Annotated in this window: 15 protein-coding genes; 8 read left to right on the top strand and 7 right to left on the bottom strand. The window is 56.1% G+C overall.

The features are described from left to right. Positions 1-110 precede the first annotated feature (110 nt). The 5 genes from CQ019_RS05005 (at position 111) to CQ019_RS04985 (ending at position 5,080) form a co-directional block, all read left to right on the top strand. Positions 111-1,019 carry a YitT family protein gene (locus tag CQ019_RS05005; protein ID WP_219843893.1) on the top strand — a complete coding sequence of 303 codons (909 nt, stop codon included), beginning with the start codon at positions 111-113 and terminating at the stop codon, positions 1,017-1,019. Positions 1,020-1,042: 23 nt separating this feature from the next. After that, positions 1,043-2,227, top strand: a complete 1,185-nt coding sequence (locus tag CQ019_RS05000) for a M23 family metallopeptidase (RefSeq protein ID WP_146113320.1) — start codon at positions 1,043-1,045, stop codon at positions 2,225-2,227. A 672-nt stretch (positions 2,228-2,899) separates the two neighbouring features. Next, positions 2,900-3,514, top strand: coding sequence for a hypothetical protein (locus CQ019_RS04995; RefSeq protein WP_096284493.1), 615 nt, complete (start codon positions 2,900-2,902; stop codon positions 3,512-3,514). Between the two features lie 423 nt (positions 3,515-3,937). After that, a complete protein-coding gene (locus CQ019_RS04990; protein WP_096284495.1) occupies positions 3,938-4,462 on the top strand; it encodes a hypothetical protein in 525 nt (174 codons plus the stop codon). A gap of 54 nt (positions 4,463-4,516) precedes the next feature. Continuing rightward, positions 4,517-5,080, top strand: a complete 564-nt coding sequence (locus CQ019_RS04985; RefSeq protein WP_141393495.1) for a phosphatase PAP2 family protein — start codon at positions 4,517-4,519, stop codon at positions 5,078-5,080. Here the strand turns inward: CQ019_RS04985 and CQ019_RS04980 are convergent. The 3 genes from CQ019_RS04980 to CQ019_RS18205 form a co-directional block, all read right to left on the bottom strand. Next, the gene (locus tag CQ019_RS04980; protein WP_096284499.1) at positions 5,057-5,386 is read right to left on the bottom strand and encodes a hypothetical protein; all 330 of its coding nucleotides are present in this window, start codon (positions 5,384-5,386) and stop codon (positions 5,057-5,059) included. The genes CQ019_RS04985 and CQ019_RS04980 overlap by 24 nt on opposite strands. A gap of 192 nt (positions 5,387-5,578) precedes the next feature. After that, positions 5,579-6,178 (bottom strand): recombinase family protein, encoded by a 600-nt coding sequence (locus tag CQ019_RS04975; RefSeq protein WP_096253684.1) that lies wholly within the window; start codon positions 6,176-6,178, stop codon positions 5,579-5,581. Between the two features lie 297 nt (positions 6,179-6,475). Then, positions 6,476-6,991 carry a hypothetical protein gene (locus CQ019_RS18205; RefSeq protein WP_146113319.1) on the bottom strand — a complete coding sequence of 172 codons (516 nt, stop codon included), beginning with the start codon at positions 6,989-6,991 and terminating at the stop codon, positions 6,476-6,478. 520 nt (positions 6,992-7,511) lie between these two features. Between CQ019_RS18205 and CQ019_RS04965 the strand changes: the two genes are divergently transcribed. Genes CQ019_RS04965 through CQ019_RS04955 form a run of 3 tightly spaced genes read left to right on the top strand, consistent with a single transcriptional unit; the run spans position 7,512 to position 9,892 of the window. Then, on the top strand, positions 7,512-8,153 hold the full coding sequence (locus tag CQ019_RS04965) for a hypothetical protein (protein WP_146113318.1): 642 nt from the start codon (positions 7,512-7,514) through the stop codon (positions 8,151-8,153). Next, on the top strand, positions 8,153-8,389 hold the full coding sequence (locus CQ019_RS04960) for a helix-turn-helix transcriptional regulator (RefSeq protein ID WP_256382728.1): 237 nt from the start codon (positions 8,153-8,155) through the stop codon (positions 8,387-8,389). Before CQ019_RS04965 ends, CQ019_RS04960 begins: the two co-directional genes overlap by 1 nt. A gap of 12 nt (positions 8,390-8,401) precedes the next feature. Then, positions 8,402-9,892: a glycosyltransferase 87 family protein gene (locus CQ019_RS04955; RefSeq protein WP_146113317.1), complete on the top strand. Its 1,491-nt coding sequence runs from the start codon at positions 8,402-8,404 to the stop codon at positions 9,890-9,892. Between the two features lie 204 nt (positions 9,893-10,096). Here CQ019_RS04955 and CQ019_RS04950 read toward each other — a convergent pair whose 3' ends face one another. The 4 genes from CQ019_RS04950 to ctaD form a co-directional block, all read right to left on the bottom strand. After that, on the bottom strand, positions 10,097-13,111 hold the full coding sequence (locus CQ019_RS04950; protein WP_105569271.1) for a Tn3 family transposase: 3,015 nt from the start codon (positions 13,109-13,111) through the stop codon (positions 10,097-10,099). 208 nt (positions 13,112-13,319) lie between these two features. After that, positions 13,320-14,102 carry a GntR family transcriptional regulator gene (locus CQ019_RS04945; RefSeq protein ID WP_096284686.1) on the bottom strand — a complete coding sequence of 261 codons (783 nt, stop codon included), beginning with the start codon at positions 14,100-14,102 and terminating at the stop codon, positions 13,320-13,322. An 84-nt stretch (positions 14,103-14,186) separates the two neighbouring features. Then, a complete protein-coding gene (locus tag CQ019_RS04940; protein WP_105552125.1) occupies positions 14,187-14,588 on the bottom strand; it encodes a cytochrome c oxidase subunit 4 in 402 nt (133 codons plus the stop codon). Between the two features lie 2 nt (positions 14,589-14,590). Continuing rightward, positions 14,591-16,309: a cytochrome c oxidase subunit I gene (gene ctaD / locus CQ019_RS04935; protein WP_096284690.1), complete on the bottom strand. Its 1,719-nt coding sequence runs from the start codon at positions 16,307-16,309 to the stop codon at positions 14,591-14,593.

Below are 16,309 nucleotides of genomic sequence, written 5' to 3'. Positions count from 1 at the left end.
TCCGCGATTTGGACTGCAACGCTCCTCGCTCACACTGATTCAGCCGACAAACCACGGTGGTTCAATTCTCAGCCCCGCTAGAGCAGTGTTTTTAATCGAAAGTAGTTTTTGTGAAGAAGAAAAGTGCAAGTGACAATCCTGCCACCCTTGTACGGATGAATGCATTTCAGCAGTTCTCAGCTGGCAGGAAGCTGCGCAGAATTCCGCAACTGCTCTTGGGGCTGGCCGGCTATGGCGCTTCAGTAATGCTCCTTGTGCAGTCCGGACTAGGCGCAGCAAGCTGGAATGTCTTAGCTGAAGGAGTAGCAAATACGTTCAGCATCTCGTTCGGGTGGGCAACCAATATCATTGCGGTACTGGTGTTGCTTGCTTGGATACCAATCAAGGAGCTTCCGGGGCTGGGAACTTTCCTGAACGTCTTCATCGTTGGATTCGCTGCCGACGCAATGGGTCTCGTACTTCCCGTTCCGGATAATCTCACCATGCAGATCGTCTACTTCGCGACCGGCATCATCCTCTACAGTTTCTTCGACGCCCTCTATCTTGGCGCGCAGTTTGGATCCGGCCCTCGAGACGGACTGATGACGGGCTTGATGCGCATTTCGGGTCAGCCGGTCTGGAAGGTCAGAACGGCTATCGAAATCACTGTTGCGGTTGCAGGGTGGTTCATGGGCGGCATGGTTGGCGTTGGCACCGTCGTGATTGCTCTCTGCGTCGGTCCGCTGATCGGCTTTTTCCTCCCACGCGTGACCGTCAGAATCCGCCCGGATCTCTCGCAGGCCGTGTGGTTCAAAGGACTGGCGCCTTACCTCTCAGAGAACGCGCGGAAGACTTTCCAACAGACCTCTAACATCAACATCACGGCAACGAAAGTGGCGAAGGTTCAAGAACCGGTTCAAGGTTCCTCGCCGGCCATCGCCACCGTGAGCGTGCAGACAAACGCTGACTCGTTGAAATTTCTGCTCAGCCGCGCAGACGGACAGTGGATTGTCGAGAAAATTACGAGCGATCCTTCGTGAAGCGCCCTGGAATCCTCGGTGTCTTGGGCTTGATTACTGTGCTGATCTTCGGGCTGGTCTTTGGCGGAATTATTATCCTCGGTGACAGCCCCCGCAGCGAGGCCGACATTGAAACTGACTGTTCACCAGAGGGGGCTGTGCCGAAAGAAGTCAACGTCAAAAACCTGCCCACCACCGACGTTGGATCCTACAACAAACAGCAACTGACCAACGCTGCGATCATCATCAACGAAGCAAAAACAGCGGGAGTCAAACAGCAAGGCGCGATCATTGGCCTGATGACCGCCATCCAAGAAAGCTCCCTGAAAATACTCGCCAACGACGGGTCCTGGGAGTACCAGGAAGGCTCCCGCATCATGACGAAACCCGAATGGGCACAGGCACGTCAAACTGTGGTGAAGTCCCTGGATCTTCCTCATGAAGGAGTCGGGCACGCGTGGGATGCGCTAAGTCTCATGCAGCAACGGCCGAGTGCAGGATGGGGCACCGTTGAGCAGATCATGGACCCTTCCTATGCAGCCGGCACGTTTTTCAGCCGTCTGAAGAAGGTGCCCGACTGGGAATCGCTGCCTTACGAGCTGGCCGCGGAAAAAGTCCAAGTGTCGGGACTGCCTGATAATTATGCGCGCCAGCGTGCCGACGCGGAACTGCTCTACGCCGCGCTGCAAGGTGCCACCGTGGAAGTCTCTGAAGACGACGAATCCTACGCGCAATGCAAGGACGGAGGCGACACCAGAAAACCAGACTCGGGCGACCCCTATGATGGGCCCACCAGCGATTCCGGATGGGTCTTCCCCGTGGAGAACATTTCAAGAATCCAATACAACTATGGTGAAAATCGGGGTCAATGGCCGCACGCAGGTGAAGACTTCAGCTCACCGAAAGACACGCCGATCTATGCTGCAGCCGATGGCCAGGTTATCCGGGCTAGCTGCTCCAACCTGGTGGTTGGCCGATCCCCATGCCAGATTCAGATCGACCACGGACAAATCGGTGGGCAACGGGTCAGCACACTCTACGTGCATATGTTCGAAAATGGTGTGCTCGCCAACGTCGGAGACGAAATGGAAGCAGGGGAGCGCATTGGCAAAGTCGGAACCAATGGCAACTCCACCGGGTATCACCTCCACTTTGAGGTGTGGCTCGGCAAGAAAATTATAAATCCCGTGGCATTCCTTAAAGAAAAAAGTGTGAAAATCCCTGCCTAAGGATTGACAGAAAGCATAGAAGGGTCAGTATCCAGGACTATTTTACTACTGATGACGCCAAGGTTGGAGATCGTGGCTTTGGTTTCCTATGGGTGGTCTAATAATTTCTCAAACCATGTACAGCATCTCGTTTTTATATACAACCCTTGATTTAAATGTTGTAGATGCTAGCGTGACTGCCAGGGAATCTTCAGAAAAAGGAAAGGGTATTCCCAAAACGACAAATTATCCATGGTGGTCAAGGATGCATTGGGCACTCCCAAAAAGAGTTAGAACAGCACTAGTGGCTGCAGTTCTAACGGCATTAGTCGCCACGGTTCTGGTAGCAATTGCCACTGGATCCGCTCAGGCGGCTCAATACACATACGCAAACGACACCCTGATATCGAAATTACAAACTCGAAGCAGTGGGTATAGAGCATCAATAAACGGTGCCGTAGTGAACTTGCAGCCTTTTAGCGCGGACGGAGCATCAGCTTCTGTGTCGCAAGAAACCTACCGACCTGCTCCATATGAGCTAATAAGTTTTACCACCGCAGCATCCATCAATCAGATCTTCACAAGAGCATATGACGTGCATCAGAGGTGCTTCTGGAATTTCCCTCACAGGCCCGGAGATATTGGGCAACTGAGGATAACTTGCAAAGTGAAGTACTAAGTTAGGAGAGAGCAATGCGAAGGATAGAAGCATTTTCTGCGTTGGGAGTCATGGCTCTAGCCCTTGTCGCAGTAGCAGCGCCAGTGTCAGCAGCGGACCAGTCGTACATGGCGGTCCAAGATCTAGTCCCAGCGTTGGCGGAGCCGCAGGCTGAATTAGACAGAGGTTTGCCCCTTGATGTGTTGGATGAGTTAGGAGGTTTGAATCCTGATTCGACACGGTTCCTCGGTGAAGACGATAAAGCGAGCTATTGGGTAGCGCAGGACGAACCATCCAATGTGTGTCTTGTGATCCACACCAGCTGGTCAACATCCTCTTCATGCGCGGATTTTCCGAGGTTCCATAGATCAGGCATAGGCATGGCAACTGGGCAATCGTATGAAGTTCCCGAGGACATCATTGAAGCGTACTTACTCCCATCGGATATTAGTCCTGAGCAAATTGCCGAGACCGGAGCCTATCGCGATGTGAAGTTGTCTAGTCAGGCGACCAAAAAACTAGAAAGTGACCTGCTTGTTGTCGATACAGCAGCAAGTGACAAATTGTCCGGCGAGACAATCGAACGTTCATCCGGTGAGAGTTTCCAGTTCACTCCACTCGAGTATGGTCCTAGCAGTGAGGGCAAATGATGCCGATCGAATTGTCAGCTAAGCGGTGGTTGGCCATAATTGTAGTCGCCATCATGGCCTTTGTGGCAGTGTCGATTTCTGTAACTTCCGCCCATGCGGCTTCTTTCCAATACGCAAAGAACATTAGTACACCAGAAAACGTTCGAAGGCATTCTGGTCCCAGGGCAGTGGTGTATGGCGGGAGTTCCACGGTTCAGCTAGGCATCGGAACGCACACGATCAAGACTTACTACTCCCATCCTGGCTATCGTGTAGTTAGCGCCAATACTTCCGAGGCAGGGCTGATAAACAACATCGTTCATGTTGCGAAAGAAAACGCGTCAAGTGAGTGCTACTGGTCATTTCATGGAATCGGTGGAGACGCGAAGCTTGATTGCTGGGTGAAATGAGATCAGGACGCCTAGGAATAAAGGGAGTGATCTGATGTTGATTAAAAATTACGCCAAGACTGTGAAATTTGTTGTTTCAGGTGTGGCGATAGCGTTGATTTATGTCCTCACTCTTGGGGTGTTGACCGCTCAAGCAATAGGGTTGCGCGGAGGGGCGGTTCTAAACCTAAATAATGAACTTGTAGGTGTGCAAGATCCAAGTGTTCCGTACTTACAGATAGTTGCTGTAATGGGGGTTGGGCTGCTTGCGGCTTATGCTGTTTGGTACGCGCCTCGGCGTCTGCCGACGAGCAATCAGCTTGCCTTGACCATAGGTTTCTTTTCCACAAGCGTGGCCCTTGTCGTGTACAGCTATGCGTTTATTGAACGAGGCAACCCGATGCAAAGCATAGCTACTGGAGAACTTGAGGGATGGGAAGGGTGGTTGCTAAAGGCCAGTAATGAGTCTTCCCTTCATCTTGTGCTGGCACTGGCTTTCTGCCTTGGCGTATATCAGGTGATTGGAACGTTGCGAGGAAGTGCGAGAAGCAGTAGTGAAAGTGGCACAGGGGGCTCCTAGCCCTCTCCCGTATGAGATTATCGTTCCGAGGGATCAGATTGCTAGGCTCAAGCGGTGGAAAAATACGCCAGATTCATCAGCAACATTGCTTCACCGCCTGCACTAGTCACTCTCGTACTCCTGAGCACTCCTCTAAGACATGCCCACGTCGCGTGGCCACCAACCTTGGTGGCCACGCTCTTCGTCGGACTGATTCCCTGGGCGGCGCTGATCTGGATGAGACTGCGCGGACAGGTCACCGACGTGCACGTCACCCAACGCCAGCAACGTTGGCCGATCCTGCTGATCACCCTGATATCAATCCTTGGCGGAATCGCCGTGCTGCTGGCGGTTTCGGCGCCAGGCCAGATCATTGCCGAAGTGCTTTTCATGCTTGCCGGATTGGTCATCGTCGGGATCGTGAACCTCGCTTGGAAGCTTTCCATCCACGCGGCGCTGGCCACCTTCGCAGCCCTGCACTGTCTGCTGGCCTTGCCTGCAGGAGCGCAGATCGCGGTAGTGATTATCGCTCTGGTGGGATGGGCGAGAATCCGCAGCGGCCATCACACTCCCACACAAGTCATGGCGGGAACTCTCATCGGCGTTCTGGTGAGTTTAGGAGACCTTTTGGTGGTGTAAACGAGGGGAGAAGGGGACTTTATGGCGGTGCAGCGTGGTGGAGATCCAACCCAATGTCACACCTGCCAACACGAACAGCATCGCCGGATAGACAATCAAATCAGTGAGCCAGTCCAGCTGCCGGTTCGATAGCTCCACCAAATGTCCCATAGGCGAGATCACGCCGAAGGCAAAGCCGATCGCCATCAGCTTTTTTGAGTAATAAGGAACCCGGTACACCGAGCCCACGGTTGCCTGCACAAGCGGTCTGACCAGCATTGCCGAGACCATCGCGGGATAAATGTAGAGGGACAGCTTATAGAGCACGACCTCAGACTCTTTTTCCCTGAAGTCGGGGTCTGAGGAAGATCGGTACGGAAATTCACGCTAACGACATCCCGGTGTCGATCCTGGCGTGGATAGGGCTCGCGAAAAAGCGAAATGCCCGACGCAAAGCTTTCGCAGTGTGGGGCAACGGATGAGAGCCGCACGTCATCTTTCGGTGGTGGCAGGAAGAGGTCACGGAGTGATTGTGCCGGTTTTCTTGCGTTGGTCGCGTTCAACGGCCCGGTAGATGGTGGATCGGCTGATGGAGAATAGTTCTGCCATTTCGGTCATGGTGTGTTTGCCGGCATCGTGCAGTTCGAGGAGGTGTGTTTCTTGTTTCACGGTGAGTTTTGGCTGTTTTCCCCGGAGTCGGCCGTTGGCCTTGGCAACCTTCATTCCTTCGCGGGTGCGCATGCTGATGAGGTCGGCTTCGAACTCAGCGATCATCGCCAGGACGTTGAACAGCAGTTTGCCCATTGGGTCGGTGGGGTCGTGGACGGAACCACCGATGCTGAGTCTAATTTCGCGTCTGGCGAGGTCGTCGGCTATCTCGTGGGCGTCTCGGACGGACCGGGCCAGGCGGTCGAGTTTGGTAACGACGAAGGTATCTCCGGCCCGGCAGGCGGCGAGGGCTTCGTGAAGTCCTGCGCGATTCTTGTTCCTGCCGGTAAAGCCATGATCAACATAGACGCGTTCGGGTTCAACGCCGAGGGATGCCAGGGCATCACGCTGGGCGGTGAGGTCTTGCTCCTCCGTGGACACGCGTGCGTAACCGACCATGATCTTAGACATGTAGATCAGTGTGTCACATAGGGATCCTTCACCGGACAGTTCACCGTACACCCTATACGGACACTTCATAGGTCACCATTAGCAAAGCAGCAGGTCAGCGGTTGGCGTGTCCGGTGGAGGACCGGCTTGCGGGACACTTTTCATCTCCAGGAAATTCGGAGCAGTGGATAACAAGAATCTGGGCACTTAAGACAGCAAAAGCACTGTCTGTCCATTGAACGATCGCATGGACTGACAGTGCTTTTGCTGGTTCAGGGGTTCCCTTTTGTTCTGCCCAGAACCCCCCGACGCGGTGAACTAGCCCGCGTTTTTTGCTGCAATCTGATTCAGCGTCTTAGCCATTTGCTGTCCATCTGTTTCGGTCGCTACCGAGTAGATACGAGGCGCACCGTGCTTCCGCTCCACCACCAGACCCGGACCTTCCTTGAGGATGAATGCCGTTCCGGCCCCGGACACGCGTAGGCCCCAGCCACCGTATTCTGCGGGGCTGATGTCTTTCGCTTCTGCCGAGGTGACGTCTTCAGCCTTCACGCCGAGCATCTTGACGACTCCGCCGCCGTAAACTCGTACTCCTGAATCGTCTACGACGACTTTTCCACGGCTGAAGCACCATCCTGCAAACAATGAGAAAACAGCCGTTGGCCCCATAGTCCAGGTCGTGACCGGATCCTTGACAACTACAACCATCACTACGGCGAACACAGCCACACCAATGAGCAACAACCAGATCCAAGATCCGGCGCGAGCTACAGAAACGACGCCGGCTCCCTGCGCCCCAGTCGGGATAGAAGATGAACCGTTCGAGGTACTCACGAAAAAACTCCTTGATGCACCCGAGTCATGGGTCGCATAGATGGTCCGGCAAAAATTCAAGGTTAACAGATAACCAATCGAGTTATGGTTTTGATTAAGTGCTCAACGCGCGAAATATCAACTTCAAGGCCTCAGTCGCGCAACTTTTAAAGCCTAGAAACAGGCAAGATTCGGGAGAAGTGAGTGCGTCCCGGTGAAGGTTCGGCTTGCGGAACATTTTCGAATCCATCGATGGGTGTCCGAGAAAGAGATTCCAGCGCTACAAGCACTGGTGGCCCCTAGCTTCAAATCCGGCGGGCAGCATCACGGGAGTATCCCGTGCGGGCCCGCAGCGTTCCCCGAAGTGCCGCGAAGAAACCTTGACTGGATGCCATTCACACCCTCCTCCTGAACCGCAACAGCCAAACCGAGTAACCCCCTGAAGGTGGCACCGAAGGGCGTAGTGAATCCTGGGCCGATAGACGCGACAACAATCATGCATTACGATAAACGTTAATAACGAATATCGTAAAGGCGGTAGATGATGCACAAACTTCTCACTGGAACTCGACGTGGCGTAACTTTAGGATCACTTGCTATCGTCGCGATGCTGACCCTGGCTATCGGTTGCTACGTCGGATACCAGGCATGGCTACGGATTTTCCAAATCCAAGCCGGCAAGCTGAATTTCTCCGTCCCTTCTTTCCAGCACATTGATGCAGGAAGCCTCGACTCAAATGTAGTCTCGCTTCAAGTCGAAACGCTCCGCGTGCAGGTAACCACCATCGACTCATCAATACAAACCCTCTTTATCTCTTCGGCAACGCTTACTGCGGCAGCCGTTCTATTCGCCACGGTTACCGTCGTGTTCCTGTGTTACCGACTGATCAGAGGAACACCTTTCGCCGGCGGGTTCGCGTGGCCAGTAGCGATCTCGGGATTCACAGCAATAGTAGCCGGAGCACTGGGGCCATTTCTTGAAGGAGCAGCAAAGAAGGCCACGGTTTCACAGCTGTCCGGAATTGATTCGGGAATCAGCCCCTTAGGCGTTGGTGATCTCGTGTATTACGCCAGCTCAAGCTTCAATCTGATGCCTGTGTACGTGGGATTGATCGCCTTATTGTTAGCCGCTGTATTTCGGAGTGGCGATGCGCTGAACCGCGATGCAAAAGGACTCGTCTAGTGGCCAAGACTCGCAAGCAGGCCGAAGAAGCACTGATCGTTTGCCACTTGGACGAACTGCTTATAAATGCAGAAATGACATTGACAGAGCTCAGCAAAAGAGTGGAAGTCAGCATCGTCAATCTGTCCTTACTCAAAAACGGGCATGCCAAAGCCATCCGTTTCACGACTTTGAGAGCCATCTGCCATGTCCTTGAATGCGATGTCGGTGACCTCCTCACCGTTTACCGGAGCTAAGGAGAAACACCGGTGCAAGCATTAATGCGTGAAGCGAAGATTACCGGAACGCAAACCATCAGCGTCCTGGAGAACACGCTCCGACTGCGTAACATCAGTCTCGACCAGGCCGCTCAACGTACCGGCGTACCGGTCGAGGATCTGCACAAATTGTGCATCGGTGATGCTACGGGCATCAAGTTATCCACGCTGGCAGTACTTTGTTCTAAGCTCGATTGCAATCCTGATGATGTGCTGCAGGTTAAACCCCAAGTTCCGACCGCGAGCAAGATCCGGAATGGAATCATCCGACGAGCTTGGGCCTGCCAATCACGCTGGATGAGCATAGTCGCGCTCTTCTTTTCTGCGCTTATCAGCGTCTGCTTCCTGGCTGGACTCGTAAGTCAGGTCAACCCCGTCGATTTCTATGTCTACCACTATGGGGCGGGACTGGCGGCAGCGGGTGAGAACATCTACGCCGGCAACATCCATGGAACCGACATGCCGACCGAGGGATTGCCGTTTACCTACACTCCCTTTGCTGCTTTAGCCTTCCTTCCCTTGAACATCCTTACAGCTAAAACTGCCTACTTCCTTTGGTCTATCGCTTCAGCGCTGACGATGGGGCTCGTTCTGCGCAGCTTGCTGCCGTTGAAGCATCGTAACCAGCCTGCAGTTGTCGGCATAGTCGGATTCATTGCGTCTTGCAGTATCGTTATGGCCAGCCACATCATCTTCGGCCAAATCAATGTATTCCTTATGGCCCTGGTGCTGATTGACATAGGGCGTAATTCTGAAAATCGAATTCTGCGGTTCATTCCCAGAGGGGTACTTGTGGGAATCGCAGCGGCCGTGAAACTTACGCCAGCTCTTTTCATTGTTTACTTCGTCATTACTGGGCAGAAACGGGCTGCCTTGACCAGCTCCATGGCTGCTCTTGCTGTGACAGTTGTTGCGGCATTCGCTTATCCATCCATGAGCATTGATTTTGCTACTAGAGTGCTCTGGAATTTATCTGATCGGGTCTCCCTCGATGGGCTATTCTCCACATCGGGAAACAACTCCATCCAAGGAGCTTTTGCGGCATTAGGGGATTGGACTGCCATTCCAGCGGTAGCGCTGACTCTGATCGCTGCCGCACTTGGTCTTTATGCTGCGGCGAGGGTTTTTCGTCGGGGTGGCAATATCCAAGCGGCGATCGTCATTGGCCTGACCGCGTGCATGGTGTCTCCCGTAAGTTGGATGCACCATTGGGTGTATCTGTTGCCAGGGCTAATGGTGCTCTGGGGCCGTGGCGGGTTGCGAGTTCGGAATTTTTGCCTTGCTAGTGGGCTAATTCTTGTTGCGACAGGACCAAACCTTGGTGACGTGCTTTTCAGTCTCAATACGCCGGTATTGTTTCCGTTAGCGATTGTGCTGCGTGAATCGTTGCTGCTCATTGGTCTATGCATCGTTGTACTTCTGGTTCAGCAATCGCATGCGCGGTTCACTGCCACCACTCTGCGAGAGCCTGTAAGTCGTTGATCCGTTTTAGCTACTCGTTCGCTTAAGTGGGGCGCATGACGGCGATTAGTTGACGCGTTCGTGTTGTCTGATTTCGCAACCACTGTAATGCCTGGCTTTCAGCTCTGTGAACATGTTGCACCGAATCTTATCCGTGCGTTCGGGAGGTGTCCCGTAGAGGGTTCCCCTCGCGGGCCGGTAGATGTCAGCGCTGTATTGCTTCGTTCAGGCTTCCCGGTCCTCGTCGGGGTTCCTGAAAGGTCGAAGTTGCGTGCCGGTGGAGTCCGCGGCGAAAGAGTAGCGACCCAGCATGTTGATGTGTTCCGAGACCAGCGGCGACAGTCGTTGTACGTCCTCGTCGGCAACGGGGACGCCGCGGTCGCGGAGTTCGGTGAGCGCGGCGTCCAGGTAGCGGGTGTTCCACAAGATGACCGCGTTCAGCACCAGACCGAGTGAGCCAAGTTGGTCTTCCTGGCCCTCCCGGTAGGACTGGCGTATCTGGCCTCTCCTGCCATGAAAGACGAGTCTGGCCAGCGCATGTCTGGATTCCTGCACAGTCAACTGGGTGTGGATTTGCCGACGATAACCCTCGTCGGCATCGATGAAGTCCAGCAGATGCTCGGTCTTGGCTATTCTGCCGTACTCCGCCAACGCCTTTCCGAGCAGAGTTGGTGTCCCACCGCCCTGGGTGACCCGCAGGATTTCCGAGGCGCGCACCGTCCCGGCGGTCAAGGACCCGGCAAGGCGAAGCATGTCCGGCCAGTTCGCCGTAATGAGCTCCATGTTGATTCGGTTGCGGCCGGCCACCGCGTTCAGCTTCCCATAGTCCGCCGTGGCGTCGACGCGCCAGAACCGTTGGTCCGGTAACCCTGCCAGGCGGGGTGAGAACCGGTATCCGAGCAGGGTGAAGAGCCCGAAAACCTGGTCCGAGTAGGAGGCCGTATCGGTGGCGACCATTTCGGGGCGTTGGCCGCCATCAAGATCGAGCAGCCCATCCAAAATATGCAGGGAATCGCGGACCGTTCCCGGGACCACGACGGCACCCAGCCCGGAGACCTGGTCGTTGAGATAGTTCAGCCAAGTCAATCCACGACCGTGGCCAAAGTACCGGGGATTTGCCCCGGAATTGACGGTGGCCACCGGCACCACGAACCGCATTCCGTCGACTGACGCCAACAAGCCTGTGCCCCAGCGTTGCGCGAGTCCCAGACCGGACTGGGCCTGGATTAGACGGGCGTTGGCCGCGCGAAGCGTATCGGCGCGTACATAGTTTTGATCTACGTGCGTCAGGCGTCCCCGAGTCAGTGCGGGGTGGCCTTCCTTGACCACCGGTGTCAGGCCGACGTTGCATGCCTCGGCAACCAGGATGGCGGCGACCGAAACGCTGAGCTGGCCCATCCTTGCGGAGGCCTCCGAGACGTGGCTGAATTCCGAGAGGAACCCCGTCCAGGAATGCACTTCCAGCAGCACATCGGGCAGGTCCACCCGCGGCAGCATCCCGGAGACCAACCTCCGCAACTGCGTCAGTGACTCCGGTATCGTCTTGGCCTCCAAAGGTGAGAGGTGGACTTTGCCGGAATCATCAATGCGTATCGCGGGATTGTCGGCCAGTTGCTCGGCCGCCGCAAGATAACGGGCATCAAGGCGGTGGCGAACATCGGCCAGGTGGTCCGCTGGCTCTTCCGGCAGCTGGAGCGCCCTCAAGGTCTCAGTCTTGGTTTTCTGCCACGCCGGATCGGTGAGCAACCGCGCCCGGGGATCTCCCCAGCGACGCCCACCCACCACGAAAATGTCCCTACGCCGCAGCGCCTTATGGACGGCCTCCATCACCGCCACCGTATAGGCCTTGCGGTCGATCTCCTCCGCAACCGTGACAAGACGCTGCCAAGCCGGCGAGAGCACGGACAGATCAACCTCGGCCGGGTCCTTTTTGCGGCCGTCCAGAACTTCCGGCAGCGCCGTCAGCGCCGCCAACGTTGGCGTCCCGCCCGCGGTGGCCCCGAAGGGTGCCGCCGCGGCCAACGCCGGCAGGAACGAGCGCACGGTGGCGAACCGGCGCATCATCTCGGTTGCAGTGTCCGCCCCGGTTCCGTCGGGATTCACCACTTCGTTCACCACCTCCAGCGCGGCGCGTATCTCGGGCAAGGAAACCTGATCGGCCAGCACCGAGGCGGCCTCTGCGCCGGAATACTCCGTGTTGTCCAACACCTCGACCAGTGTTTTCGCGGCCTTCGCCAATTGCAGTGAGGCCTTGGACAAGCGTGGCAGGGATTTCAACCGGGCGGCACTGGATTCCCTGGCTGCCTTGCGAAGAACGCGTTCGGTGACAATGGCGTCCAAGGCATCACACAAATCATCGGCAACTTCTGACGTCAAGGCGCGCACGGCACAGAGCAGTGTCGCACCCCGCCGCTGGTCTGATAGTTCTCGAAGCGATGAGGTCTTGCCCGCCAACCCGTAGCGGGCTAGGGCATTCATCCGACCCTCGGGGATCATCTCCACATCGATGGACCCGGCACCCAGTGCCCGCAAGCGACCCAGCCGCTCCAACTGCCGCAACAACTCTGGCACCGATACCCTCGAGGGCCCGGTCCGCAATCTTTCCCACGCGGTCAGCCGTGATCCCTCCCCAACGCGAAGCAGGCCTTCCAATTCCAGGATCAAGGCGGGGCCGGCCGCGTCAACCAGCATGGAATGGAGGCGGTCATTTGCTCCGGCACGGACCTCTATAACCAGTCGTGTCAACGTAGAGACGCCGGGGAGAAGGACCTTGCGTTCACGCAGCCAGAGCACCGTCCGTTCAAACAGACGCACCGGTCCCTCCGACGACGTCCAGGCCCGGGCCTCCAGGAACAGCCTCAGCTCCGCGTGGCTGGCCGAATCGGAGAAATCCGCATACCCGTACACGATGGAAATTTCCGCGGCATGCTCATACCCGGTCTGTCCCCGCTGCGCATACAGCTTGAGCACGGAAGCATCCGCAATATCCAACTGCCCGGCCAGGAATTCCACCACCGGCCACGGAACAGCCAATGGATCCGTCAGGAACCGTCCTGCCACCCGCACCGTGATCAGTTGGACAGCAAATCCCAGGCGATTGTGCATTCCCCGACGGCGACCAACTACCGACAGGTCTGCATCGTCCAACCAACAGAAACGTTCCAGGTCCTCCGCCGATACCTCGTCGGGGAATCCGCCGAACCCTGCTGCCTGCTCATCACTTAGAAAATCGACCGCCATGGAACCCATTCAACAGGCCTCAGACTCTTTAGCGTGAATTTCCGTACCGATCTTCCTCAGACCCCAATCTCGCAGAACAATAAAGCAGGAGCGAATGCATGATTTTTGATTCGGTAGTCAGCGCAGGAGAGCTACGGCGCTGAGGGCGGTCGGAAGCAATTAGGCAATGGTGGAACACTCGCCAGAGCCGCTGTACGCGATTCTAAGCCTAGAAATTCTCCGTATAGCGAGGTGTGCGCGTTCCGAGCCGTTGCAGCGGCACAAAGAGCTTGTACCGGTCTGAGCGATACAGCGAGACCGAATAGTCGGCAAGCCGCTCGCCAATGTAGGCATATCGGGTGATCTGCAGAAGTGGGAAGCCAGGTTCAACACCGAGCAGTAGCGCTTGCGCGCTGCTTGCGGCGGTGCTTTCAACCTGGTCTTCGCCCCACTCCAGCAAGATCCCGTAGCGCTCGTGGAGCGCCTGATAGAGCTTGGATGGCGGCGGTCCGTCGGTGAAGCCTGGCACCAGGTCCGCGGGCATGTAGTTCTCATCCAGGCTCATGGGGGTGCCGTCCGCAAGCAGCAGACGCTTGAAGCGGATCACCGCCGTGCCCTCGTCAACCATGAGCTGCGCGCTGAGGTAGGCCGAGGCCTTGAGTTCGTCGAACTCCAGCACGCGTGCGTCGGGCACCATGCCGCGGCGCATCATATCTTCGGAGTACGAGTGCAGCCGTACGCGGAGATCCATTTTTTCCGGGACCACGAAGGTGCCGATGCCGACCACGCGTTTGAGTACCTGCTCATCGACCAAGGCATCAATTGCCTGGCGGATGGTCTTTCGCGCCACGCCAAAGTGAGCGGCCAGCTCACGCTCGGGTGGAAGCTTATAACCTGGCTTGCAGGCCTCCCGGGCATGCGTCTTCAGAATGTCACGGATCTGGCGATACTTGCTCGTCTTGCTCTGTGCATCGAGTGTGGCGGTAACGGCTGGCGTCGGCGAGTAACGCACGAGGATCTCCTTTGACAAGGCGGTGCTGCTTAAAATACTAACGGGGTGACAAGTAAAAACTTGTCACCCCGTTAAGAGAACTACTTAGTGGGCGTGATCGCCGCGGCTGTATTCGTAAACCCAGCCAACAAGTGCGACTACCGATAGGCCTGCTCCAATGTAGAAGACCCACCATCCAACGGCCAAGCCGAGGAAGCCAATTGCTGCGGCACCGGCAAGTACCAGTGGCCACCAGCTCCATGGCGAGAACAGACCGAGGTCTCCGGCGTTCTCGTGGATTTCGCCATCAATGCGGTCCTCTGGACGAGCACCAACACGCTTGGCGGTGAAGAACAGGTAACCGCCGACCATGGCCGACAAACCGGTGAGCATGAGCAGAGCCAGCAGGCCTACCCATTCGTTCCAGTTGGTCATGTAGCCATAGACAATTGCCACTGGGGTGAAGAAGAAGATTCCACCCAGGAAAAGCCAGGATTCAACTTTCATCTTTACAGGTCCTTCTGGTCAGCCGGTCCGAAGATCTTTGCGGCACCAGCAGTAGGAGTGGAACGACCACTCAGTTCTGGGTGGTGCAGATCCAGCGCAGGGCGCTCGGAGCGGATTCGTGGGATCGAGTGGAAGTTGTGACGTGGTGGAGGGCAAGAGGTTGCCCACTCCAGCGATGCGCCGAAGCCCCATGGATCGTCAACTTCAACCTTCTTGCCATTGCGGTGAGTGACCCACACATTCCAGAAGAACGGAATCATCGACATGCCCAGGATGAAGGCGAACACGGTCGAAACCTGGTTCATGGCGGTGAAGCCATCTTCTGGCATGTAGTCAGCGTAACGACGTGGCATACCCATAACGCCCAGCCAGTGCTGGATCAGGAAGGTGCCGTGGAAGCCGATGAACAGCAGCCAGAAGTGGATCTTGCCAAGGCGCTCGTTGAGCATCTTGCCGGTCCACTTTGGCCACCAGAAGTAGAAGCCGGCGAACATTGCGAACACCACGGTGCCGAAGACCACGTAGTGGAAGTGTGCCACCACGAAGTAGGTATCCGAAACGTGGAAGTCCAGCGATGGAGCGGAAAGGATGATACCGGTCAGTCCACCGAACAAGAAGGTGATCAGGAAGCCGATGCTCCACAGCATTGGAGTTTCGAAGGTAATCGAACCTCGCCACAGGGTGCCGATCCAGTTGAAGAACTTCACGCCGGTCGGCACCGCGATCAGCATCGTCATGAAGCCGAAGAACGGCAGCATCACGGAACCGGTCACGTACATGTGGTGAGCCCAAACGGAGACCGAAAGAGCTGCAATGGAGATGGTCGCGAAAACCAGGCCCTTGTAGCCGAAGATCGGCTTGCGGCTGAAGACCGGGAAGATCTCCGAAACGATACCGAAGAACGGCAACGCAATAATGTAAACCTCTGGGTGACCGAAGAACCAGAACAGGTGCTGCCAGAGAACGGCTCCACCATTATCCGGGTCGAAGATATGTGCCCCGAAGCGGCGATCTGCACCCAAGGCGAACAGCGCAGCTGCCAGCGGTGGGAAGGCCATCAGGACCAAGATCGAGGTGATCAAGGTATTCCACGCGAAGATCGACATGCGCCACATGGTCATGCCAGGAGCACGCAAGCAGATGATGGTGGTGATGAAGTTGACGGCGCCAAGGATGGTACCGAAGCCCGACAGTGCAAGGCCGAAGACCCAAAGGTCTCCACCGATGCCTGGCGAGAAGGTGGTGTTCGACAATGGTGCGTAAGCGAACCAACCGAAGCTAGCGGCACCCTGAGGGGTGAGGTAGCCAGCCAGGGCGATAGTCGAGCCCAAGGAGAAGAACCAGAAGGCCAATGCGTTCAGACGTGGGAAGGCCACATCCGGGGAACCGATCTGCAGTGGCATCATCACGTTGGCAAAACCTGCGAAGAGCGGGGTTGCGAACATCAGAAGCATGACGGTGCCGTGCATGGTGAACAGCTGGTTGTACTGTTCCTTGGTCTGCAGGATCTGCATACCTGGCTCGAACAGTTCCGCACGAATCAGCAGCGCCATGACGCCACCGATGCAGAACATGATGAACGAGGTGATCAGGTACATGTACCCGATCTTCTTGTGGTCGGTCGAAGTAATGTAGTCGACAAAGAGTCGACCCTTTGACTTCGGCACGACGGATGGGGCAATCGACTTGACGTCGTCGGTAGCATACTCAAACGTAGTCAT

Origin of the sequence: Arthrobacter sp. MYb229 (genome assembly GCF_002975405.1) — a bacterium.
In the GTDB taxonomy this organism is placed as follows: domain Bacteria; phylum Actinomycetota; class Actinomycetes; order Actinomycetales; family Micrococcaceae; genus Glutamicibacter.
Note: the sequence above shows the minus strand (reverse complement) of the source record. Positions and strands in the feature narration are given on the sequence as shown.